Genomic DNA, 21,837 nt, shown 5'->3' with positions numbered 1-21,837 from the left:
ATGAAAAAGAATAAAGATGATATTGAACAGGCGTTACTACATCAGGTTCAGTATGAAGTCTCACAATGTGAATCATTTCTTGATGCTTCCGTTCGTCCACGTGTTGCGGAAAATTGGGAATACTACCATCGCAATATGCCAGCTCCAAGGGATAATGAACCATCATTTGTTGATAATACATGTCAGGCAACCACAGACGCATATGTTGCCTCATGTATGGATGCATTTACTGCCAATGATACACTTGAAATTATTCCACATGGTGTAAGTAATCCATTGGTGTTGAAATGTATTAACCAGGTAATGAACTCCATATTTGATAAAGATAATAATCGTCATGATATCTATCGTGATTTCTTCATGGATGTTTTTGTATCGGGTAATAGTATTCTACGTCCACGTATTCAGGAAGTTGTGGAACTGAATAAACACTATTTCAAAGATGCCGATCCAATGTCAATTACTCTAATGGAAGAACAGTTACATGCAGAAGCTGAACGCCTGAATAAAAAGATTCGTACTGAAATTGAAATCACTGATAAGAAGAAAATCATCAATGGTGGTGTTGTACTCAATCCTGAACTTGATGATGTAGAAATTATGGCTGAACAGGTTGAATTATACAGTGGTTATATTGAAGAGAAAGTACTACGCAAGACCATTAAGATTGATAATGTTAAACCAGATAACTTCATCATTAATAAAGACGCTCGCAGCATTGAAGAATCCCGTATTGTTGGACATAAATCAATGTTAACTTTCTCTGAACTTCTGGAAATGGGATTGGATCCAGAAAAGGTACAGGAAGTATATGATCAACAGGATGGTAGTTATGATCCCCTGATTAACATTGCATCCCTAACACGTGTTGATGAATTCATGAACTCTACATTTGATACAACTGGTGTTGATAATTCACAGCGTCTTGTTGAAGTGTATGAACTTTATATGAGAAGTTCAGTTGAAACTACATCTGAAGGAACTGAATTTGAATCAGATAGTATTGGTATTTCCAAGCTATACCGTATCTTCTATTCCAGTATGATTATCATGGATGTTGAAGAAGTTGATTACATCCCCTACATTGGTACATCAGCATATACAACACCTTATATCTTTTGGGGTGATGGAATGGTTGACCGAACCAAAGATATTCAACGTGCCAAAACTGGCTTATTCCGTCAAAGTTTCATCTATAACCAAATGGCAAGCTCTCCAGCATTTATCTATGTGCGTGATGCCATTGATAATGAACGTGACGTACTTCAATTCCGTCCAGGTCGTGGTATTGCCGCAGAAAGTACAGAGGCCATTAAGCCAATTCAAATGGCGGCAAATACGGGTAATACACCTGAAATGCTAAACTTCCTTGAAACTATGCGTGAAAATGGAACGGGCATGAGCTACACAGGGCAAGGTGTATTGGCAGATGCCTTAAGTGCTGGTGCAAGTACTATTTCCGCTGGAATGATAATGAGTAAGGAACAACAGGTACAAAAAGATATAATTACCAATCTATTACAATCAGCAATTATTCCATTAATTCGTAAAGTCTATACAATGCTACGTCTTGAAATTGATTCATGGCATTTGTATGATGATAAAGTACCCGATCCAATTTTTATTAATCCGACAACCTGGCCTAGAGAACTTGATATTAAGATTAAAACACCACTAGGTAGAAATGCTAAAATTGAAGAGGCCAATCAATATCTAAGTTTGTTTAATATTCTTGCCAATGCTCAACCGGGAAGTGAAGTTTCCAAACTTGCCAAGGCTGATAAAATGGCAGGACTTCTAACAACTGCCTATGAACTAATGGACATTGTTGATATCCCAGCTTATCTACCCGATCCACAGCAAATTGCGATACAGGATCAAATGATGCAACAGATGCAAGCAATGAATGCTCAAATGCAGCAGATGACCGCCCAACTTCAGCAATTAACAACGGAAAACAAATCTCTACAGGTTATTGCCAGTCAGATCCAAGTTCAGGACATTCAGAATAAGACTGCTAAAACACAATCTGATGTTGAATATCAAAATGCGAAAATGGCACAAATGGCAGATGAACAACTTCGTAAAGAAGAAGAGACAATCGCCAAAATGCAAAATATGGCACATGAACAAATGCGTAAAGATACACAGACTGAATACGAAATCTCAACAGGACAAAACCTGTTTAATGGAGTCTAATAAATGAAATATGAAATTCAGCCACAATCAAATACTTCAATAGCCGTTCCAGCAAAGTCTATTGTTCAGACGGCAAGTGAATATATCTATCTGAATGATACGGGAAGTATGGAAGGATTCAAGTTAACTGAATTTCAGACTTCAGATGATATGACCATTCAGTTCTTTAACAATGATTATAAATCGGTATATATAACAGTTGAACCATTTGCACACATTGAAGATGGTTCACCTGTACCACCTGCACATATTAACGTTCAATCATTTACTGTTGATACATATGAACCATATCGTAATCTAGGAACTATATTCAACTGGAAACCATTCACCGTTAATGTTTCTCCAGCCAATGCTGAATATGCCAAGCTTGAATATTTTGCCGTTAATGAGTCGGGTTATGCTCCAATATAGATATAGTGGTTGGATGTGTATAGATTCTTATAATTCCCGTGCAACTGGCGATGATGAAGATGGTAATTATGTTGGTTTGAATAATCAAAATTATGAACTGCCAGATGGACATATCCGTATTGTTATCACTAATTGGGATGGTTCCACAGTTGAAAAAAAAGTTGGTGATTATATTGGTACAGTATGTTTTGTTCAGGATTCTGTACTAGATTATTCCGTTCATGTTGGGGATCCTGTACAAGTTACTTCCGGTTTAGTTGTATTGCCCCAAGGTCATAAACCTAAACAAGCAATCTATAATAAACAACTACTAACACTTACTCCACGTGATGATAGTATTGTTCAATTCGATTCAATGTCTAAAGGAACTGGTATTGAAAATGGTGTAGCAACTGGTGAAGGTAAAACTACATTCCACACCATTAATCAGGGTGGTTTTCCAAATGCGGTTTATAGCTATCTAGATCCAGATAATCCAAGACCATCAACCAAAAACAATTTTTGGAAATCTGCAACTAATAGTTCTCCTAATTCAGATGATTATACTATTACCGTTGAACATGTTTATTCTGCTCCAAATATCACTACAACAAACTATTATGATACCACAGATCAAAGTACCATTCATATTACACAGACATATACACCTGATGGAATTGTTGATCAAAGCGATTATGCATATAACAATTCATCCTGAATCATTAGGTGGAACTATCACATATAGAATAGTTCCCCAAGATACAGATAAGAGTGAAGGAATATTTACACAAGTACTACTTACAATTGAGGATAAATAATTATGCCATACAAAAAAATTACATCTGGTAAAAATACCGGTAAATATAAAGTTGAATCAAGTGCTTGGAAGGGTAAGGTAATCCCCAAAGCCCAAATGCAAGCAATTGAAATTTCCAAACATGCTGGACAACCTGGGACAACTAAACCCAAAGCAAAAGCAACTCCTAAAAAGACAATGCCAGCAAAAACAATGAAAACTGGAATGAAGAAATCTGGAAGGGGTAAATAATGTTAACAATTGATTCAGCAATTGAAGTTCAGAATGATATTGTTTTGAATTCTCAAGAGGAACAACAAATTATTGTCCCAGCAGGAATTAAGACAATCTATCTTCAGAATAAATCAAATGCAGATGTATTTTTCCGATCTGAATCAAGTACTACCAATGATGGTATTAAACTAAATCAATGGGAATATAATACATTTGATATAAATAATAATACTATGTTCATTAAAAATGGTGCATATAATCAGGTAAAAATTGCCTTTGGTTATGATAATACACCATAAATAAATGATAAATAAATAATATAAAGGGCATGATATGTTTGATATTGATCAAGACAAAATACGAAAGTTTAAGCAGTTAGAAGTAAATATAAATATATTAAATGATCTATTCGATGAAATAGAGAAAGACATTAGTAAAGCATCCTTTAAATCTGAAGAACAAGCTATACAATCCTATCATGATTATCATGCCCTTCAACGAATTAAAGCTAAAGTAAAAGCTTTAGTATCAGAAAATGAAAAACGAAAAATTAATGAAGAAAAGGAATAACCTAAATGGACTCCATGAACGACGAACAAAAAGATTATCAATCGGCTGATCAAGCCGTAGCAGATATTACAGCTATCCTTAGTGGTAATGATGTACAAAAAAGCACTCCTAACAAGGAAAAAGCAAAAGTAGCTCAAACCGAGGAAGCACCAGAGGAATCTGATGAAGTGGAAGATACTGAATCTGAACATGACGATGTTGAAGAAGAAGTAGAAGAAACTGAAGAAGAGGAATCAACCGCAGATGATGAAGAAACTGATGATGAACCTGAAGTTCAAGACGTTGAAGATGATGATGAATCTGAAGTATCAGTAATTATCGACGGTGAGAAAACCAAAGTTAAATTAGGCGATCTCAAAAGTGGCTTTATGCGTCAACAAGATTATACCCGTAAGACTCAGGAACTATCCAAAACACGTAAAGAACTGGAATCTGAACTTCGTACATCTATTGAACGTAGTGAAGCAGTTCAATTTAATGCCATTAACAAGATGCAGCAATTCCAAGATGTTGTAGAACAATTTGGTGGTTGGAATAACCTAAAGGCAAATGTATCTCCAGCAGAAGCTGAACAATTCGAAGCTCAATATAAAGCAGTTCAGCAAGAATATCATATGGCTAATAGTATTATTGAACAATCTCGTGAAGCATTCCGTAAAAACTCAATTGAAGCAATTAATGGAATCTTTAAAGAATTAGGTAATACACGCAGTGATTTTAAAGGTGATAGTACTATTCAAGAAATGGATTCATATCTAAAGTCTAAAGGTTTTACCCAAGATATGGTAATGTCCATGACTGATATCGGTGCTTGGGAAATTATTATGGATGCAGTGGCTTATAATAAAGTTAAAACTAAAGCTAAAACTGCTGAAACTACAATTACCAAGAAAGCTAAATCCCTTCCTAAAAATCAGAAAGTTTCATCTGAATCCAAGAAAGATAAAGATTACAAAACTAATCTGAAACGTATGCAATCTGAAAATCCCGATGAAGCTCGTGCTGCTGGTGCTGCCTTAATTCGTAATCTACTTTAATTTTCATAAATAATATAAACTCTCCATCCCCTACATTTCTAAAAGTACTCATTCAAACAAGGTAATTCTACCTAAGTACTTTATAGGGGATATATCTCACTAAGGATTATTCGCAATGAATAAATATTCTCTACAAACTGGTCAATATAAAGACCTATCTGACGTTGTTTCTAACATCTCTCCAAAGAAAACTCCATTCCTAACAATGATTGGTTCCCGCAAGGTTAATAACCCTCACTTCTTCTGGACTGAAGAACAATTAGATCCAGTTGATATCAATAACGCCGCTGCTGAAGGTGCCGACTTTGTTGATGGAATTTCCAACTACCTTACCGAAAGAGACGGGTACACCCAAATATTAACCAAAAATGTAAGTCTAAGTGGTACTTCTCAGTTTGATTATCTTGCTGGTCATACTGAACGCATGGCACATCAAGTATATCTAAAAGCTGAATCCATGAAGCGTGATTTGGAATCCATTCTACTTGGCGGTCAAGCAACAAGCCGTGTTGGTGATACTGGTAAATTAGGTTCTCTACAATCTCAAATTGATGCAAGTCTTGTAATGGATAAAGCATCTGCTTCTATTGTTAAAGCAGACCTTGATCAACTATCCCTTCAACTATTGGAAGCTGGTGCACAACCAACTGTTGTACTATGCCATCCAGCACTTGCGAAAGTGATTAGTAATCTATATCAAGCTGAACGTGTATATCGTGATATTGGTAACGGTACTAAAGTTGAAGATTACGTTGAAGTATTCCACAACGGTTATTTCACCTTGAAAATCGTTCAGGATCTATTCATGAAATATGATCCAACTACTCAAGTTGGTGATATCGCAATTATTGATCCTTCAATGTGGCAACTTGCACAATATCGCCCTTGGCAGACCATTGAAATTGCAAAAACTGGTGATGCTGATCGTCGTGAAATTCTTGTTGAATGTGGTCTTGTTAACAAGAACTTCTTTGGTAGTGGCATTATCACTAATGTGAAAGTTGGTTAATAACAATTAATAAAATATCAATCCACATGGGGGAAGGGGGTTTACCCTTTCCCCTTTTTCATAAGGTATAAACAATGGCTTTTTCAACTGTAAATGATTTATATACATCCATTAAGGATTATATGAACCGCGATGAAGAGACATTAAATAGAAATATTCCATATTGGGTTAGTAATGCTGAAGATGAACTTGATAAATTACTACGCCATCCGGCAGCATTGGTAGTTGAAAACTACGTGGTAAAGGCAGGATTAAACCGTATTCCAGCACCATTAGAAATGACTGAGATTTACAGCATCAGAAACTTGGCATTGGGTGTAATGCTCTACCGCAAACCATATGAAATTCTCTATGAGTCTTATAATAATACAAACTATCCACAATATTTTGGGGCATTGGGTCCAGATTTTTATCTTGATAAATCAGTTCCAGAAGATACCAACTTTGAATTTGTTTTCTATTCTTCTCCACCAAAGTTAGGTAGTACAGATAAAGATGGAAATATAGTTAACAATAACTTCTATCTACAAGTAATGAGTGATTATCTATTATGTTCTTCACTCGCAAAATCATTCCTATTCGATGGTCAACCTGATAAATCCGCTGCATGGTCACAAAACGCATCAACTATTTTAGCAAATCTAAATGAACAGATTAAGCGTGAAGAATTCCAGGGAAGTACAACAATAGCAATGTGTGATGTTCCAAGATTACAACATTATTTTTAAAAGGAAATTTAAATGCCAGGATTATTCAATGATCGCGTAAATGATGATGCCACTAATATTATTAGTTCTTCTGAAAGTGCTGATCGTGCTGAAGCTGCTGCTAAACGTTCTGAAAAAGCCGCTGATGATTCCATCTATGCGGCAAGTGAAGCACAAGATGCCGCTGCATTAGCCCAACAATCAGAAGCACATGTAGTACTATTAGAAGGTCAGGCCGCACAAGAAGCTGCTGATGCTGCTGTAAGTGCTCAAACTGCCATTAATTACGCAAATGATGCCAATGATTATATGGTTGCCGCTTCTGCTGCTGCTGATCGTGCTGAAGCTGCTGATCATGATATGCAGGTTCAAATAGATGAAGCACATGGTTATGCTGCGGCAGCAGCAATATCAGCAAGTGATGCTAAGACATTCCGTGATGCTGCTGGTACATACGCAACTAATAGTGCTAATAGTTCAACATTGGCTCAACAATGGGCTATTAGTCCAACGCTGGTTGCCAGTCAGGATCAATCAAGTAAAACATATGCTGGTCAATCCAAGACTTCAGCAACTAATGCCGCTACAAGTGCTTCTAATGCTCAAAAGTCTGAAAGTAACGCATCTATATATGCTGCTAATGCTTCCACTAGTGCTACAAAGGCTGGACAATCAGAAGCCAATGCTGCTTTAAATGCTACCAATGCCAAAACATCAGAAACTAATTCTAAAACAAATAGTGATGCTGCTGCTCAATCACAATTTCTTGCTAAACAATCAGAAACTAATTCCAAAGCAAGTGAACTAAAGGCTAAAGATTGGGCTGAAAAGATGGATGGTGCAGTAGAGACAGGATTATACAGTTCTCACCATTGGGCTAAAGTTGCTCAAGATGCTGCTGTTCAAAAAGATGTTCTTTTAAAGTCTGAAAACTTAGCAGATTTACCAGATGTTACGATAGCAAAGACTAATTTAGGTATTGAAAATGTTATCAACGCACCAGCATTGTCTATTGATAATAATTTAAGTGATGTAGCAGATATTAATGTAGCAAGAACTAATATTGGTGCTGCTGAAAGTGGTATTAACAGTTCTATTACTAACTTAACTGGTTTATCTGGTGGTGCTCTACGTTTGGGTTCTGATGGTGTTGGTGATTTTGATGCTGTAACTATGCGTCAATGGAAAGCAGGTGGTGGTGGTGGTTCTAACATGACTGGTGTTGCTAACTTTGCTATTGGTTCACTACAACAATATCTAAGTCGTGCTTACCTACCTAGTGATCAAGTATTTGCTGATGGTCAATTACTAAAACGTGATGAATGGCCTGATTTGTGGACTTATGCTCAAGCAACAACTCCAATTGCTGATTCTGAATGGATAGCAAGTACCAATAAACGTGCGATGTACTCAACTGGTGATGGTTCAACTACATTCCGTGTACCAGATATGAACGGTGTTCAAAAGAATGGTGTTGATGGATTTACTGGACCAAGTTCTATTGTTGGATTGTTCTTCCGTGGTGATGGTGGTGGTTACTACGTACCTGGATACACATTCCTAAACGGTGCTCCAAACATTACTGGTAAATCTGGTGCGGTTGATGCTAATGGTAGAGCCGTATTTTCTAGTGGGGTAGGTTCACTGTTTATTAACAGTAGTGAAATAATGAATGGATTTGTTACATCGAGTGCTACAAGTACCGCTAACCGATACTCATATATTAATTTCGATGCTTCTCGTTCTCATCCTGCTTATGGTCGTTCTGCTGATGAAGTACGTCCTAATAACGCTGCTGGTGTATGGGCTATTCGTGCTAGTGGTAACTTTACTGCTGCTAAGACTGAATTTAGTGTTATTAACACTGATGATGTAGTTCCACCTGTAGGAACTTCTACTTATGGTGGTTCACTTAAGTCTGTATACAATATCGGTACTGAAAAGTATGCTGAAGCAAGTTTTAGTGCTCGTAATTTTACTTCTACATCAAATGTTCAATATGCTCATGCTCGTGTAGCAGCAAGTAACAAAGAAGGTGAATCTAGTGAATGGTTATTTGGTAATGATGGTGTATTAACTCTACCAAGTACCGATGGATACAAAATACGAACTAATGATAGTTTGTTAACCACTGATTCTAATTTTTATTCTAAATCACTATCAGCACAAAATGGTGGTATAGTTCAATCAATGGGTCCAGAACAAAACGCTGCTCTAATTCAAGCAATGCCAAGTGGACAAAGTTCTGGTAGTTACGTTAACGTTGTACAAGGTAACTGGTACGGTGGTGCGTGGATATTAGGTGGTGTTCGTAGTGCTAACCAATCTCTAGCACGTGCTCAATTAAACGTTCGTAGTACAACTGGTGCTACTATGGGAAGTTTCTTGTTTAACCCTGATAGTACAGCATCATGTAAAACATGGATTAACTCATCTGATATTCGCATCAAAGATAACATTGAACCAATTCAAAATGCCTTAACACTAATGAAAGCATTTGATGGTGTTACATGGGATTATAAAGTTGATGGTTCTAAAGGTTATGGCTTTGTTGCTCAAGATGTTCAAACCATCTTCCCTGAAGCAGTATCTGAAAGTAACTACAACCAAGATTTACCAGATGGAACAACAGTAGAGAACGTATTAAACGTAAATACTATTGGTGTTTCTGCTGCTCTACATCATCAAGCAATTAAAGAACTAATGGCTGTAGTTGAAGATCTACAACAACAAATAAATGAATTAAAAAAATAAGGAAAATAAAATATGGCATCAGTGGATAATGGTAACTATATTTCAGATATGGTTGTTACTATCCCTGATGGAACAGACTTTGTAAGCACATTGGATGATTCTATCAGGGAAGTAAAAAAAGAAGTTAAACAAACTTTTCCAAACTTAAACAAACAAACACTAATCAGTAGTGATGAATTAAACAATCTTAAAGATAAATGGGCATATTCTACAAACCAATGGAGTGCTGTAAACTGTTCAATTGTGAACGTATCATCAGTTGATAATGCTTCTGCTGTTCAACCACGTTCTTATAATGATACTCGTTATGCGATGTTATCAAAAAACCTTTCTGATATTCCTGATAAAAGTGCCGCTGTTAATAATTTATTTGGTGCTCTAACTCCAGGTAGTGCTGGTGCCAATGCCATTGTTAACTTAGTTGGTGGTATTTTATATCCAAGAGGGACTTTATATAGTAATGGTTCAGTTAGTACTAATCCGCGTACTTTATTTGGATTTGGAACATGGGCTGTATATGCTCCAGGACGTGTTGTAGTAAGTGCTGGTACAGGTACAGATACAAGAGGTGAATCACGTGCTTTTGCGGGTGGTGCAACTGGTGGTGAATATAATCATGCTCTAACAATTGCTGAACTTGCACCACATAGCCATCCATCAGGATCCATTGTTACTACAACTGCTGGTGTAGGTCGTTCAGTAAACCCTGGACCGAGTGGGGAATATGGACCATATGCAACAGGTACAGCAGGTTCAGGTGTAGCACATAATAATATTCAACCATATCAAGTTGCCTGGATCTGGATCCGCACTGCATAAGAGGTATAACTATGATCGTAACAGTAAAAAATTTAAATCAATTTGGTATGATCTCTGATATTCCATCTTTTGAAACTCCAATTAATGCATGGACTACAATTAAAAACTGTAGTCTACGCCGTGGTTCCATTGGAAAATCGGGTAATATCATTGAAGTAATGGTTCCATCACAAGATACAGTTAATAAGATGTATCCCAAGAATGGTTTAATATATTTTGGTACTAAGGATAAATTATATGTAGATGATGGATTCAGTAATCGCGATGTAAGCCGTACAACTGCTTATACAACAACCAATGAATGGTTTTTTACTGAACTATCAGATATTTTAATTGCCGTGAATAATACCAATACACCCCAAATGTTAAAAGGTAATGCTTCAAACTTTGAAGATCTAACAAAATGGGGTTATGAATTGGGTGCTCAACACGATTGGAAAGCTAATAAGATGATTGGCTTTAAAAACTTCCTTATTGCGTGGGGAATGGTTGAAGATGGTGTTGAATTTAAACAACGTGTTCGATGGTCAAATATTGCATTACCAAATGAAGTACCTAATTCATGGGATGCATCAGATCAAAGTACTTCAGCAGGTTTTAACGATTTATCAGAAATGAAGGGTGAAAGTCAGATTATTGATATGGTTCCATATAATGATTTCCTGATTATCTATACTACTCGTGAAGCCTATCTAATGACATATACAGGTGGTGATTCCATTTTCAGTTTCAGAAAGATATTTGATAACATTTCATTGATTTCTCCTGAATGTGCAGTTGCCACTCCAAAAGGTCATATCGTAGTAACTAACGATGATATCATTCTTCATAATACCCAAGAGATTACATCTTTAATTGAAAACAAGATTAAATTGGAACTTTTCAATGTAATTAATCAGGGAAATACCAAAGATGTACTTATGCAATATTATCCAGCGAAAAATGAAGTATGGGTATTATATCCAAGTACTATCAATCAACCATTGAACAGGGCAGTAATATTAAGTCTTGATAGTCTCTCATGGGTATATCGTGATGTGAATGGTGTAACATCCATTACATATGGTGTAATTCCATCGGAAAAGAATAAAGTAATTAATGCTCAAGATTATGTAATCAATACTGATCCACGTTCTCAAGTTCCAATTAATGGTATTGGTCAGGACTTCATTAAACAATCATTGGTAGTTAGTTCAGCAAATCTAAGTTTCTATGCAGTTGATGAAGGTCTTGTAACTGCTAATACACTTCCAGCAATGGCAGAAAAGCGTTATATGGACTTTGATGATTATGGTTTTGAATCAACTTCTCATAAACAGATTAAATCCATTTATCCTCATGTAAGAGGGGAAGGAATCATTAATATTACAATTGGTGTTTCTGAATCACCTTATATTGAACCAACATGGACTAAGACCAAACAATTCAATATCAAAACTGATCGTAAAATTGATTTCCGTGTAACTGGTCGTTATATAAGTATTCGTTTTGAATCCTTTGATGGTCTTGATTGGGATATGCCTTCCTTTGAAATTGAACTTGAACCAAATGGAATTCGATAAATAATAAAGGAATATACTTATGAAAAAAAGAACATATGTACCAATTCAAGCCGCCAATATTACCGATGTTAATAATGAACTTCAAAGAATAAGTAATGCCTTGGATGAACTTTCAAGGCATGTACCATCTGAAATTACATTCAATGAACCAAATAAACTAACTAACTTTGATGTTTATTATGCCGATGGTATTAAATGGAATCCAGGTAAAGGTGCTGGATTATATATTCTTATTAATGAGGTATGGATGAAAATAACACTAACTTAAGGAAGAAATATGGAAATAACAACATTTGATCCAAATATGCTTGATAGTGTATTTGCTGGAACAGGAACATTTGATAATTTAAATGAAGGTGAAGAATTCTGGTTGGATCATCTATTCTATACAAAATACTTGTTTCAAATAGGTCACAATGGGGAATTTATTGGAGTATTTGAAGTAAGAGACATATATGAATGTGATAATGGATTACTACCCGAAATTCACTGTTATTTCCTTCCTTCAATGCGAAAGTATAGTATTCATGCACTCAAGGCAATTAAAGAATTTATAACGGAAGAAACTACATTTTGTGGAATTCTAACAATGGTATTACCCAATACTGAATATGTTATTAGAGTACTAAAAATGATTGGTTTCTTTGAAATGGAATCAGACAACGAACAAGGGCTTCATCTAATGGCCTTAACAATTAAAAGGAATTAAGAAATGGGTGGAATTTTCGGTGGTTCAAAAACACAAAAATCTACATCTTCAAGTACAACTTCACCTTGGGGTCCATCACAAGATTATCTCAAGCAAATAATGGAAGATGCCACAAAGTACTACAATCAACAAAAAGAAGCAGGATATATATCTCCAACTGGTGATTTAGGTTCAATCTATCAACAGTATCAGAATCAGCTTAATAAGCTATCTCCAAATATCGCCAATCAAACAAACAATCTATTGGATCAGGGTACATCTGGTTTAACTAATGTCATGAATCAATATGGTAATGTTGCCAATGGTGGAATGAATATTTCAACTGGTGATATTGCCAATGCTGCCAAAGATATCTATAACAGTGATTTAGTCAATCAACAAATCAAGCAAGCCAATCAGGGTGTATTGGATACCCTTAATAATGTAACTCTAACTGGTATTGATAGAGGTGCACTAACATCGGGTAATATGGGTTCTTCACGTGCTGGTATTGCACAGGCAAACGCCCTTAATTCTGCCAATTCCCAAATGGCAAATAATGCAACTAACATCATGGGTAATGCCTATAATCAAGCATTGGGTATTGCTGGTAATACACTCCAAAATAATGTTGCAAATCAAATGGCAGGTATTGGTGGAATGGGTAACACTGCAAACAGTCTATTCCAACAAGGTGCTAACTATGGTAATGCGGCAATGGGTGGATTAGGTGGTTATCTACAGGGTGCAAATATTAATCAGATGATAACTGGTGCTAATCAGGCCGATCTAATTGGTCAACGTGATTACCTTGCCAATCTCATTAACCAATCTTATCTACCAACTATTGGTGCAATTGGTGGAATGGGTGGGCAATCAACTGGAACACAGAAAACACCTGGTTCAAGTGGTTTAGGTCAAATGGGTCAAATGGTTGGTATTGGTCAAGGTATTGGTGGAATGATGAACCAATTCAGTGATAAACGATTGAAGCACAATATCAAACTTGTATGTAATAAAAATGGTATTAATTACTATACATGGGAATGGAAAGATTCAGCACCTGAAGAAGCCAAACTCCAAAATACATATGGTGTAATTGCTCAAGAAGTAATGTTAACACATCCAGACGCCGTACATATTGATCCTGTAACTGGTTATTATAAGGTTAATTACCTAAAGTTTAATAAGGAATAATATTATGGGATTCTTTAAGGAATTAGGTCATGGAGTATGGGAAACCGTAGAACATCCTTTTCGAGTTGGTAAAAGACTTGGAAAGGGTGATCTAAGTGGTGCATGGAATGAGGCCAAAGGTCAATTTGGCGAAAACCAACGAAATCTTCAGGATGAAGCACAAAAATTAGGTATTGGTGGTTGGGTTGGTAAACATCCTCAAGAATCAATTGGTGCTCTTATTGCTTCAATATTTGGTGGTATATATGCCGCTGGTGCATATGGGGCGGGGGCTGCTGCCGGATCCGGTGCAGCCGCCGGAGGTTCAGCAGGGGCTGGTGCAGGTGGTTTAAGTGCTGGAACTGGATTAGGTAGTGGATTAACTTCAATGGGTGCTGGTACAGGTTATGGGGCTGGATCATTGGGTTCAGGTCTTGGAATGACATATACCGCCCCAACCGCCCTTACAGCAGGTTCAGGTGGTGCTGGTGCTTCAGCAATGTCTTATGCTCCATTATCAAGTTCAGTATTGAGTGGAACAGGGGTAACTGGTATTGGACAGGGGGCATCTCTATCAGCAATGGGATATAACCCAACACAGAGTACTTTGTTAGGTGGTCAGGGAAGCGGTTTAGCACCTGATTATAGTGCCGGATTAAATATACAAAATGCACCAAGTACTTTTGATACAAGTAACTTCAAACAATTGAGTACAGAAGATGAACGTAAAGCACAGCCAGCAGAAGTAAATTATTACCGCTCAAACTTTAATTACACTCCACCAAAATCAACTGAGTATTCAAGAGCACTTGAAAACTTAGATAAACTTATGAAAAGGAAATATTAAGAAATGGCAAATCTATTTGATTATTGGAAGCAAAATCCAGATAAAATCCCATTAGAAGTAATGGGTGATATATATCAGCAGGCATCAAATGAAGTTCAACAACAAGAAGCACCAGTTGATACTACTCCAGTTATTCCCCAACAAGTAACACAACAACCACAAGAAGTTACTCCAGCACAAGAAGAACCAGGTTTCTTATCTAAACTTGGGGATATGTTTTCCAATCCAGATAAATCCCCTGCTACATGGGCAAGTCTAATGCAAATTGCAAGTGCCATTGATAATAATGCTCCTGCATTCTATCAAGCCACAAATGCCTATTCCGATATTATGAATAAACGCAAGGCAGAAGCGGCAATGAAGGATAAAATGGCCTATGAAGCACAACAGGCAGAATTAGCACGTGCTGATGCTCTTGCCAAAGAACAACGTGGTTATCAACATGCATTGGATCTTGCTAATATCAAAGCACAACAAGCACAATATTTAAATCCACTTCAACAGGCACAACTACAGAAAACACAAGCTGAAACATCTAAACTTAATCAAGCTAATATTGATCAACAACTTGCCTCTTTAAGCGGTGAACCACAAATTGAAAAGAATAAAAGTAATGTTGATATTGTTGCTGGTTATGATGCCAATGGTAATACACTTTATCAGTCAACTGATCCTAAATACTATATTGATCAAAATGGTACTCCAATTCTAAAAAATGATGTAGCAGGTAATGTATATAAGAATCAGAAAGAAGTTCAAGCAAATACCGATGCTATTAATGCGGCAAAAGCTGGTATATCTAACATTGATTCATCTTTGAGTATAGCTAATGATATTTTGGATAAAGAAAATGTTGATGCATTTAAATCCGTCAGTGGTAATTATAATGCAAGAACACCAACTATTCTTCAAAGTAGTAAAGATATGGAAAATAAGATTAATATTCTAAAAGATCAATTATCTCTTAATGCCCGTGAAAAATTAGCAGGTCAAGGTGCAATATCTAACTTTGAAGGTGAAATGTTGGCAAAAGCAGAAGCAACATTTGCCGATCCAACTTCATCTTATGAAATGCGTCGTCAAGCATTAGAAAATTCAGTTAAAATATTAAAAGACTCAAAAGAAAGATTACAGTCTAAATTGGGTATTAAACAACCATCACAAAGTACTAATACACAATCAAGTTCAAATCGTGATTATGGTAATGAGTACGGATTTTAATAATAAGGAATAATAATAATGGCTAAATCATGGCTTGATGTTCAATCATCAGAAAAGTTTAAAAATGCACCGCTTGAGGAACAGCAAGCGGTTGCTGATGCTTATTTCAATAAAGTAATCGTTCCCCAAGTTGAAGCTAAAGGTGATGATGTTAATGCGGTTCGTCAGGCATTCATGGACAAAGTTCAATATAATAATCCAAAACCACAACAGACTGTATTAACACCTGAACAAAAAGCTGCCATTGCCAATGGAACATATACTGAACCATTACCCGCCGCCGCTGGTTACATGCCTGAAGTACCACAGAATGAAAAAAGAGGTACTCAACAAACATTATCCCCTTCTGAAATGACACCTGAAGAAAAAGCCGCTCGTGCTAATGGTGTTCCATTTACACCTGATCTTGAAACTCCAGAATTTAAACAACAACGCGAAAGAGCTAACAGGGCAGTTAATGTAACTGAAGCTGATGTAGCTAAAGAATCTGCTGCACGTAAAGAAAATCCAGAAGCCTATAAAGATGTTCCAGAAGGTAAGATTGCCTTTGATACTGCCAAACGTCGCAAGATTGGACAAGAAGCCGAAATGATGGGAACTGCCTTTACCGCTCCATTGAATCCATATGGTGCTGTTGGTGGTGGTTTGGGTCTTGCTGGTCGTTTAGGTGCTCAAGGTGCTATTGCCGCTGGTAATAATGCAATTGGTCAGTTAATTGGAACTGGTACAATTAATCCTTCTGAAGCTGGAACAAACTTTGCTTTAGGTTCATTAGGTCAAGGTGTTGGTGAAGCATTGGTTCCAGCAATTAGAGGAACAGCACAGGCAGTTCCAAAGGGATTGGATCTATTGGCTAATATGGCTGGTGTTTCCAATATGAAAAAAGCAGTCGGTGAAGGTATTTCCAATGTTGCAAATAAAGTTGCTGATACTGTTTTACCTGAAGAAGTTAGAACTGCTCAAAAGGTAAAATCATTAGCCAAAACTGCCAATAAAGATACTCTTGAAACTATTGTTGGTGCTGGTGATAAAGCACGTCAGGATGTTGTACAGAAGCTTATTCGTGATGAAGAAGGTAATTCCCTTCTAACACCAATGCAGATGTATAAAAATACTGGTAAAGGTAAAGATATCATTCAGGCCGAAAAAACTAATTATGGTCAAGGTGGATCACAGGATTATCAAAACATTTATGAAACACAACAAAGTGGTAGTTTATTTGATAATTTAATTGGTAATACTAATACTGCACGTGCTGGTGTTAAGAATCCATTGGATGAAGCACTTGCTGCTGATAAAGCAGGGGCTGCCATTAAATATGATGAAGTAATGAATAAACTTAATGATCAATTTAGTAAGTTCAATAACATCAAAGTTAAAACACCTGAAACTAATAAAGTAATTGATAATATCATTGATGAAGAAACACGTCTAAGTAGTGGTGTAAGTGCAAGTACTAAACGATTCCTTGATAAACAAGTTAAACAATTCAATCCAACTTCACCTGAAGAAATCAACCAACTTAAAACAACAATCAATCAGCGTATTGGTGATAACATGGTTGATGGTAAACCAAATGCCAATGCAAAAGCACTCATGAAAGTTCGTGATGCTTATAAAACTGATACCGATAATTTCATGCAAGGTATCGGAAACGGTAACTTGTGGCGTGAAGCAGATCAATATTATAAGGCAATGATGGGTGATTACTCAGGTAAAGGTAATCCAATTGCAAGAGCACTAAAACAAGATGCTGAACAAGGTACATTTGGTAACAGTTTCTTAAGTGGTCAGAATGCCGCATATAATACAGCTAAGGCAGTTCAGGCACTTCAAGGAACAGCAGGAAGAACTTCACATGATTTATCCAAAGAACTTAGTTCAGGATTAGGTGAACTATCAAGAGCTAATGCACTTGAAAAAGCCGCTTTAAATCAGGATTTTAATTTATCTAAATTATCTGGTGAATTAAACAAGCAAAGTAAAGCTGTTAAAGCTGCTGATACATTGGCAGGTACTAATGAACTATCTAAGAATCAGGCCATAAGTGATGTTGCCAATATATACAAGAAATATAAAACAAGTGGTGAATATAATCCAAATGTTGGAAGTGCAAGAGCAAACTTGGAAGGGTTAGCACGTGGGACTGCTGGTTTTGCAGGTGCTGGTCCAATGGGTATATTAGCCGCTGGGGTTGGTGCTGTAGATCGTCTATTGGGTGAAAATGCCTTATTCAATGCCAAAGTTTATGGAAATCGTATTACCCGTGATAGAGAATTCCTAATGAATCCTGATAATGCACAGCGTGTATTGAATATCATCAATGGTGAAATTACCCCAAGTAAACTAAAGAAAGCAATTGATGCTGTTCAGTCATTCAATACAACAGTTACACCACGTGTAATAAGAGCAGGTACATTAGGTGAAGAACCACAACCAATTCCAAACACTCCAAGTACTCCACAACCAACAGAAGAACATAAAGTTCCTGATGTATACAATGTTCCCAATCCAAACATAAATGTATCAGCTAAAACTGAAGAAGTTCCTGAAACCAATTTCAGTAAACGTACTCAGATATTAGCCGATGCAATAATGGATGCTGAAACTGGTAATGAAAGGGATCCTTGGATTAGAACTAAAGTACTTGGATCTGGTTCATCTGCTGCTGGTCCACTTCAAATTACAGGAACATTGATGGAGGATATGTTAGAGCGTCATCCTGATTTATTCACCAAAGAAGAAAAGGATTACGCAGAAAAATACGTTAAACAATCCAAGTTAATGTTACAGAATCCAGACCATCCTGTAGTTGGTTATGGTGGTAAGGGTGTTCTATTCAATACTGATAAACAGAAAAAGTTATATATGAATATAGGTAAAAAATTACTTGAGCAAACATATAAAGATAGTGGCAATAATTTGAATAACTTTATTACACGCTGGCGTGGTGTCAATGCTTCACAGGATCCACGTTATCACAATTTAGTTAATAATAATGTAATAGCTGGAATTAATAGATATTCATAATTCAAGCCCCTATAACTCAATTACTAAGGGGTTGATAATGATTATCGGTTTTATTGCGGTAGTAACACCTTATCTAACTTATATTGGAATTGGTTGTACTATCGCACTCTACATACTTCAATACATTAAAAAGAGAAGATCAAAATGAAAGAAATAGCAAAGCAAACAATTGTCTATGGTGCAGCCTTAACAGATGTTAAAACAGGTGGCATTGTTGCACTCACATCAAAGGATATAGCAAGTTATGTATTTTTAGATATTACATTAGGTGGATGGGTAACAATTGCACTGTTCACATCTGCCTTTATTGTAATGGGAATGAATATATACAAGCTTATCAAATTCATTAAGGATGAAAGACGTGAAAGAGCTTAAATGGTTTATCATAACTGGAATAGTAATTGGTCTAATTTGTACATATATAATTTTTGGAACATTAAAGATTGGAATACTATCATTGGCTTTTTATGTCTGGTTATGGGTAATGCCATTTATTTTCATTCCAGTAATAATTAAAGAACTCATATCAATACTAAAGGATAAATGAATATGGATTTAAGAATACCCCAAGAATTAATTAAGTACCTTGATTCAGTAAGAGATTCACAATCAAGACAAGCATATATTATTGGAATGATTGCAAAGGAAGCAAGTAAAACTAAAAAGTAAGGAATACTAATGAAAAGGGATTTACTGAAAACAATATGCTTAATATTCGGTATATCAGTTTCAATAAATGAGGGTCTACCATTGGCAGATGCTAATGGTAACTTTCCCCCATATCTGGATCCAGTTGGAATTGTCACAATATGCTATGGCGTAGTTCCTGAACCAACGGATCATATTAAGGCATCATATACAAAGAAAGATTGTGATGAATTACTTGATAAAACTGTTATGGAATATAGTGTAGTAGTAAAGGATTTACCACCATTAGTACTATCATCATATATTGGATTACTGGATTTTGGTTACAATGCTGGTATCTATGCAGCAAATAATTCCAATGTTAAGAAGTGTCTCATGAAGTCAGATTATAATTGTGCTTCCAAGGCAATATTACAATGGAAATATGTATCCAAGAAAAAGATAACGGATAAAGATAGAAGATATGGTAAATGGTCATTCAATGGAACCAAATATAATTTTGATTGCTCTCAATATGTAAATGGTAAACCAAACAAACTTTGTTATGGAATATGGAAACGCCGTTTATATGAATCTGATTTACTCAAAGGAACAATGAATGATAAAGAAGCAATTATAAAATATATGGAATTAAGGAAATGGGAATGATCGCACTAACATATGATAGCAATACTAAGATACTTGATCTAATAACTGATCATTACTCAGTTCTTGCCAATACTGAAACTTATGATATTAGTATCAAGATTGATGAACAAATTATACCAATTGATCAAACATCAATTACTGAAACTATATTTCAAATCTCAACATTGGTTGATACTGAACTACTTGATTATCACATTGATCTTATCAAGGCTTATCGTAATAAATTTAAGTACGATATGATTTTTGTCAATCAACACGATTTGGAATCCAAACTATGTATGAGACGTGGAAGGAACAGTATTGAACGTGTCTATATTGAAGATGGTAAACTTCTAAAGTACATTCATTTCAATGTTGGAACAATGCAATACTTTGTTGATGATTCATTTAGTACATATCTAACAGATAATATTGATGATAATGATTTAATTGATGTATGTATGTTGGCAAGGATTAAATATGCTCTCTATTCTTAATATTAAAAGTTTGATTGTTTCCCTTGTCATTGGTTTTGTCTTGGGTGTAATTGCAGGTGCAAAAGTATTTGCTGATGATCCAAAATCAGAAATCAAACAAGAAGCACAACAGGCAAGAGAAACAATTAAAGAACTGGATGAATCAGAAACTAAGACAAAAGTAATTATCAAAGAAGTTCCAAAGATAGTTGAAAGACCAATATATACCAATATATGCATTGATGAAGATGGTCTTGATGTACTACGCAAACTAAAGGAATCACATAAATGATTAGAGTACTAATATTGATTCTTTTACTTTGTGGATGTGCTGACAAACCGATAATTGTTCAGGAAACATTACTTCAAGAATGTACTAAGAATACGCCATTACCAGAAGATGGATCAGGTAAATCTTCCCTAAATACTCTTATAGAGTGGGATAAGTTATATGAACGTTGTCGTATCCTGCATCACAATCTTATTGAGGCTGTTAGAAACAAACAATGAAGGAATGGTTAAACACGGATGTTATAAAACCTGAAGATACATATATAGTTTATCTTATGATGTTCCAGGATGGTTCATACTATGTAGGTCAGAAATCACTGTTTAAAGGCCGTGTAAAGAATCCTAAGAAGAGTAAAGAAAGCGACTGGCGAACATATCAAAGTTCATCAACAACCGTTCATAACCTGATTGATAAAGGATATGAATGTGAACGCATTGTACTATGTGGAACTAACAAGAAATCATATGTGAATCTCATAGAAACGTTACTCATATTACAACATGGTTTAGATACAAGATGCCTAAACTTAGCTTTCCAAAGTAGAGGTAAGTTACCATCTGAAGCCAATAAACATATGTGTAAGGAACTTCTAAACATTGCACAAACAACATTACAAACATACGTCAAATCGTGAACTACATCACAAATTCTACCAAAAGCTGAAGAATTTTCTTTAGCTTTTTTTATTCCTAAAAATCAGTAAGTTAGATGATGTTTATGGTGCTGTATATCTCTATACTTGGGTGAACATACCT

General features: G+C 35.9%; 24 protein-coding genes. All 24 read left to right on the top strand.

Going from position 1 to position 21,837, the window contains the following annotated elements:
- Positions 1–2,199, top strand: coding sequence for a portal protein (locus OGY35_RS23875; protein WP_286633655.1), 2,199 nt, complete (start codon positions 1–3; stop codon positions 2,197–2,199).
- 3 nt (positions 2,200–2,202) lie between these two features.
- On the top strand, positions 2,203–2,610 hold the full coding sequence (locus OGY35_RS23870; protein WP_286633654.1) for a hypothetical protein: 408 nt from the start codon (positions 2,203–2,205) through the stop codon (positions 2,608–2,610).
- Positions 2,597–3,307, top strand: coding sequence for a hypothetical protein (locus OGY35_RS23865; protein WP_286633653.1), 711 nt, complete (start codon positions 2,597–2,599; stop codon positions 3,305–3,307). Before OGY35_RS23870 ends, OGY35_RS23865 begins: the two co-directional genes overlap by 14 nt.
- A gap of 102 nt (positions 3,308–3,409) precedes the next feature.
- A complete protein-coding gene (locus OGY35_RS23860) occupies positions 3,410–3,637 on the top strand; it encodes a hypothetical protein (RefSeq protein ID WP_286633652.1) in 228 nt (75 codons plus the stop codon).
- A complete protein-coding gene (locus OGY35_RS23855; RefSeq protein ID WP_286633651.1) occupies positions 3,637–3,918 on the top strand; it encodes a hypothetical protein in 282 nt (93 codons plus the stop codon). Before OGY35_RS23860 ends, OGY35_RS23855 begins: the two co-directional genes overlap by 1 nt.
- Before the next feature lie 34 nt (positions 3,919–3,952).
- Positions 3,953–4,189 carry a hypothetical protein gene (locus OGY35_RS23850; protein ID WP_286633650.1) on the top strand — a complete coding sequence of 79 codons (237 nt, stop codon included), beginning with the start codon at positions 3,953–3,955 and terminating at the stop codon, positions 4,187–4,189.
- A gap of 5 nt (positions 4,190–4,194) precedes the next feature.
- Positions 4,195–5,226 (top strand): hypothetical protein, encoded by a 1,032-nt coding sequence (locus OGY35_RS23845; protein ID WP_286633649.1) that lies wholly within the window; start codon positions 4,195–4,197, stop codon positions 5,224–5,226.
- A gap of 115 nt (positions 5,227–5,341) precedes the next feature.
- Positions 5,342–6,235: an SU10 major capsid protein gene (locus OGY35_RS23840; RefSeq protein ID WP_286633648.1), complete on the top strand. Its 894-nt coding sequence runs from the start codon at positions 5,342–5,344 to the stop codon at positions 6,233–6,235.
- Between the two features lie 74 nt (positions 6,236–6,309).
- Positions 6,310–6,963, top strand: coding sequence for a phage adaptor protein (locus tag OGY35_RS23835; RefSeq protein WP_199997837.1), 654 nt, complete (start codon positions 6,310–6,312; stop codon positions 6,961–6,963).
- Positions 6,964–6,975: 12 nt separating this feature from the next.
- Positions 6,976–9,696 carry a tail fiber domain-containing protein gene (locus tag OGY35_RS23830; RefSeq protein WP_286633647.1) on the top strand — a complete coding sequence of 907 codons (2,721 nt, stop codon included), beginning with the start codon at positions 6,976–6,978 and terminating at the stop codon, positions 9,694–9,696.
- A gap of 12 nt (positions 9,697–9,708) precedes the next feature.
- Complete coding sequence (locus OGY35_RS23825) at positions 9,709–10,515, top strand: phage baseplate protein (protein ID WP_286633646.1); 807 nt, start codon at positions 9,709–9,711, stop codon at positions 10,513–10,515.
- Positions 10,516–10,526: 11 nt separating this feature from the next.
- Positions 10,527–12,077: a hypothetical protein gene (locus tag OGY35_RS23820; RefSeq protein ID WP_286633645.1), complete on the top strand. Its 1,551-nt coding sequence runs from the start codon at positions 10,527–10,529 to the stop codon at positions 12,075–12,077.
- A gap of 19 nt (positions 12,078–12,096) precedes the next feature.
- Positions 12,097–12,345, top strand: coding sequence for a hypothetical protein (locus OGY35_RS23815; RefSeq protein WP_286633644.1), 249 nt, complete (start codon positions 12,097–12,099; stop codon positions 12,343–12,345).
- Between the two features lie 9 nt (positions 12,346–12,354).
- Positions 12,355–12,786 (top strand): DUF2824 family protein, encoded by a 432-nt coding sequence (locus tag OGY35_RS23810; RefSeq protein WP_286633643.1) that lies wholly within the window; start codon positions 12,355–12,357, stop codon positions 12,784–12,786.
- 3 nt (positions 12,787–12,789) lie between these two features.
- The gene (locus OGY35_RS23805; RefSeq protein ID WP_199997843.1) at positions 12,790–13,962 is read left to right on the top strand and encodes a tail fiber domain-containing protein; all 1,173 of its coding nucleotides are present in this window, start codon (positions 12,790–12,792) and stop codon (positions 13,960–13,962) included.
- 4 nt (positions 13,963–13,966) lie between these two features.
- Positions 13,967–14,788 (top strand): hypothetical protein, encoded by an 822-nt coding sequence (locus tag OGY35_RS23800; protein ID WP_286633642.1) that lies wholly within the window; start codon positions 13,967–13,969, stop codon positions 14,786–14,788.
- Positions 14,789–14,791: 3 nt separating this feature from the next.
- Entirely contained in the window at positions 14,792–16,009 is a 1,218-nt protein-coding gene (locus OGY35_RS23795) for a hypothetical protein (RefSeq protein WP_286633641.1), read from the top strand.
- Positions 16,010–16,027: 18 nt separating this feature from the next.
- The gene (locus OGY35_RS23790; protein ID WP_286633640.1) at positions 16,028–19,039 is read left to right on the top strand and encodes a hypothetical protein; all 3,012 of its coding nucleotides are present in this window, start codon (positions 16,028–16,030) and stop codon (positions 19,037–19,039) included.
- 144 nt (positions 19,040–19,183) lie between these two features.
- Entirely contained in the window at positions 19,184–19,414 is a 231-nt protein-coding gene (locus OGY35_RS23785) for a hypothetical protein (protein ID WP_199997847.1), read from the top strand.
- Between the two features lie 303 nt (positions 19,415–19,717).
- Positions 19,718–20,335, top strand: a complete 618-nt coding sequence (locus OGY35_RS23780) for a lysozyme (protein ID WP_199997848.1) — start codon at positions 19,718–19,720, stop codon at positions 20,333–20,335.
- Positions 20,332–20,811, top strand: coding sequence for a hypothetical protein (locus OGY35_RS23775; RefSeq protein WP_286633639.1), 480 nt, complete (start codon positions 20,332–20,334; stop codon positions 20,809–20,811). Before OGY35_RS23780 ends, OGY35_RS23775 begins: the two co-directional genes overlap by 4 nt.
- On the top strand, positions 20,795–21,082 hold the full coding sequence (locus OGY35_RS23770) for a hypothetical protein (protein ID WP_286633638.1): 288 nt from the start codon (positions 20,795–20,797) through the stop codon (positions 21,080–21,082). The genes OGY35_RS23775 and OGY35_RS23770 overlap by 17 nt, the downstream gene beginning before the upstream one ends.
- Positions 21,079–21,300 carry a hypothetical protein gene (locus tag OGY35_RS23765; protein ID WP_286633637.1) on the top strand — a complete coding sequence of 74 codons (222 nt, stop codon included), beginning with the start codon at positions 21,079–21,081 and terminating at the stop codon, positions 21,298–21,300. The genes OGY35_RS23770 and OGY35_RS23765 overlap by 4 nt, the downstream gene beginning before the upstream one ends.
- Positions 21,297–21,716 carry a hypothetical protein gene (locus OGY35_RS23760; protein WP_199997851.1) on the top strand — a complete coding sequence of 140 codons (420 nt, stop codon included), beginning with the start codon at positions 21,297–21,299 and terminating at the stop codon, positions 21,714–21,716. The genes OGY35_RS23765 and OGY35_RS23760 overlap by 4 nt, the downstream gene beginning before the upstream one ends.
- The last annotated feature ends 121 nt before the right edge of the window (positions 21,717–21,837 follow it).

The sequence above is a fragment of the Citrobacter sp. Ct235 genome (genome assembly GCF_030332305.1).
GTDB classification, from domain to species: domain Bacteria; phylum Pseudomonadota; class Gammaproteobacteria; order Enterobacterales; family Enterobacteriaceae; genus Citrobacter_A; species Citrobacter_A telavivensis.
This window is presented reverse-complemented; position numbering and strand designations above follow the sequence as displayed.

Bases quoted from the DNA above. Each gene is read 5' to 3' on its own strand.
- OGY35_RS23875 (WP_286633655.1), top strand. From the start codon at position 1: ATGAAAAAGAATAAAGATGATATTGAACAGGCGTTACTACATCAGGTT.
- OGY35_RS23870 (WP_286633654.1), top strand. From the start codon at position 2,203: ATGAAATATGAAATTCAGCCACAATCAAATACTTCAATAGCCGTTCCA.
- OGY35_RS23865 (WP_286633653.1), top strand. From the start codon at position 2,597: ATGCTCCAATATAGATATAGTGGTTGGATGTGTATAGATTCTTATAAT.
- OGY35_RS23860 (WP_286633652.1), top strand. From the start codon at position 3,410: ATGCCATACAAAAAAATTACATCTGGTAAAAATACCGGTAAATATAAA.
- OGY35_RS23855 (WP_286633651.1), top strand. From the start codon at position 3,637: ATGTTAACAATTGATTCAGCAATTGAAGTTCAGAATGATATTGTTTTG.
- OGY35_RS23850 (WP_286633650.1), top strand. From the start codon at position 3,953: ATGTTTGATATTGATCAAGACAAAATACGAAAGTTTAAGCAGTTAGAA.
- OGY35_RS23845 (WP_286633649.1), top strand. From the start codon at position 4,195: ATGGACTCCATGAACGACGAACAAAAAGATTATCAATCGGCTGATCAA.
- OGY35_RS23840 (WP_286633648.1), top strand. From the start codon at position 5,342: ATGAATAAATATTCTCTACAAACTGGTCAATATAAAGACCTATCTGAC.
- OGY35_RS23835 (WP_199997837.1), top strand. From the start codon at position 6,310: ATGGCTTTTTCAACTGTAAATGATTTATATACATCCATTAAGGATTAT.
- OGY35_RS23830 (WP_286633647.1), top strand. From the start codon at position 6,976: ATGCCAGGATTATTCAATGATCGCGTAAATGATGATGCCACTAATATT.
- OGY35_RS23825 (WP_286633646.1), top strand. From the start codon at position 9,709: ATGGCATCAGTGGATAATGGTAACTATATTTCAGATATGGTTGTTACT.
- OGY35_RS23820 (WP_286633645.1), top strand. From the start codon at position 10,527: ATGATCGTAACAGTAAAAAATTTAAATCAATTTGGTATGATCTCTGAT.
- OGY35_RS23815 (WP_286633644.1), top strand. From the start codon at position 12,097: ATGAAAAAAAGAACATATGTACCAATTCAAGCCGCCAATATTACCGAT.
- OGY35_RS23810 (WP_286633643.1), top strand. From the start codon at position 12,355: ATGGAAATAACAACATTTGATCCAAATATGCTTGATAGTGTATTTGCT.
- OGY35_RS23805 (WP_199997843.1), top strand. From the start codon at position 12,790: ATGGGTGGAATTTTCGGTGGTTCAAAAACACAAAAATCTACATCTTCA.
- OGY35_RS23800 (WP_286633642.1), top strand. From the start codon at position 13,967: ATGGGATTCTTTAAGGAATTAGGTCATGGAGTATGGGAAACCGTAGAA.
- OGY35_RS23795 (WP_286633641.1), top strand. From the start codon at position 14,792: ATGGCAAATCTATTTGATTATTGGAAGCAAAATCCAGATAAAATCCCA.
- OGY35_RS23790 (WP_286633640.1), top strand. From the start codon at position 16,028: ATGGCTAAATCATGGCTTGATGTTCAATCATCAGAAAAGTTTAAAAAT.
- OGY35_RS23785 (WP_199997847.1), top strand. From the start codon at position 19,184: ATGAAAGAAATAGCAAAGCAAACAATTGTCTATGGTGCAGCCTTAACA.
- OGY35_RS23780 (WP_199997848.1), top strand. From the start codon at position 19,718: ATGAAAAGGGATTTACTGAAAACAATATGCTTAATATTCGGTATATCA.
- OGY35_RS23775 (WP_286633639.1), top strand. From the start codon at position 20,332: ATGATCGCACTAACATATGATAGCAATACTAAGATACTTGATCTAATA.
- OGY35_RS23770 (WP_286633638.1), top strand. From the start codon at position 20,795: ATGCTCTCTATTCTTAATATTAAAAGTTTGATTGTTTCCCTTGTCATT.
- OGY35_RS23765 (WP_286633637.1), top strand. From the start codon at position 21,079: ATGATTAGAGTACTAATATTGATTCTTTTACTTTGTGGATGTGCTGAC.
- OGY35_RS23760 (WP_199997851.1), top strand. From the start codon at position 21,297: ATGAAGGAATGGTTAAACACGGATGTTATAAAACCTGAAGATACATAT.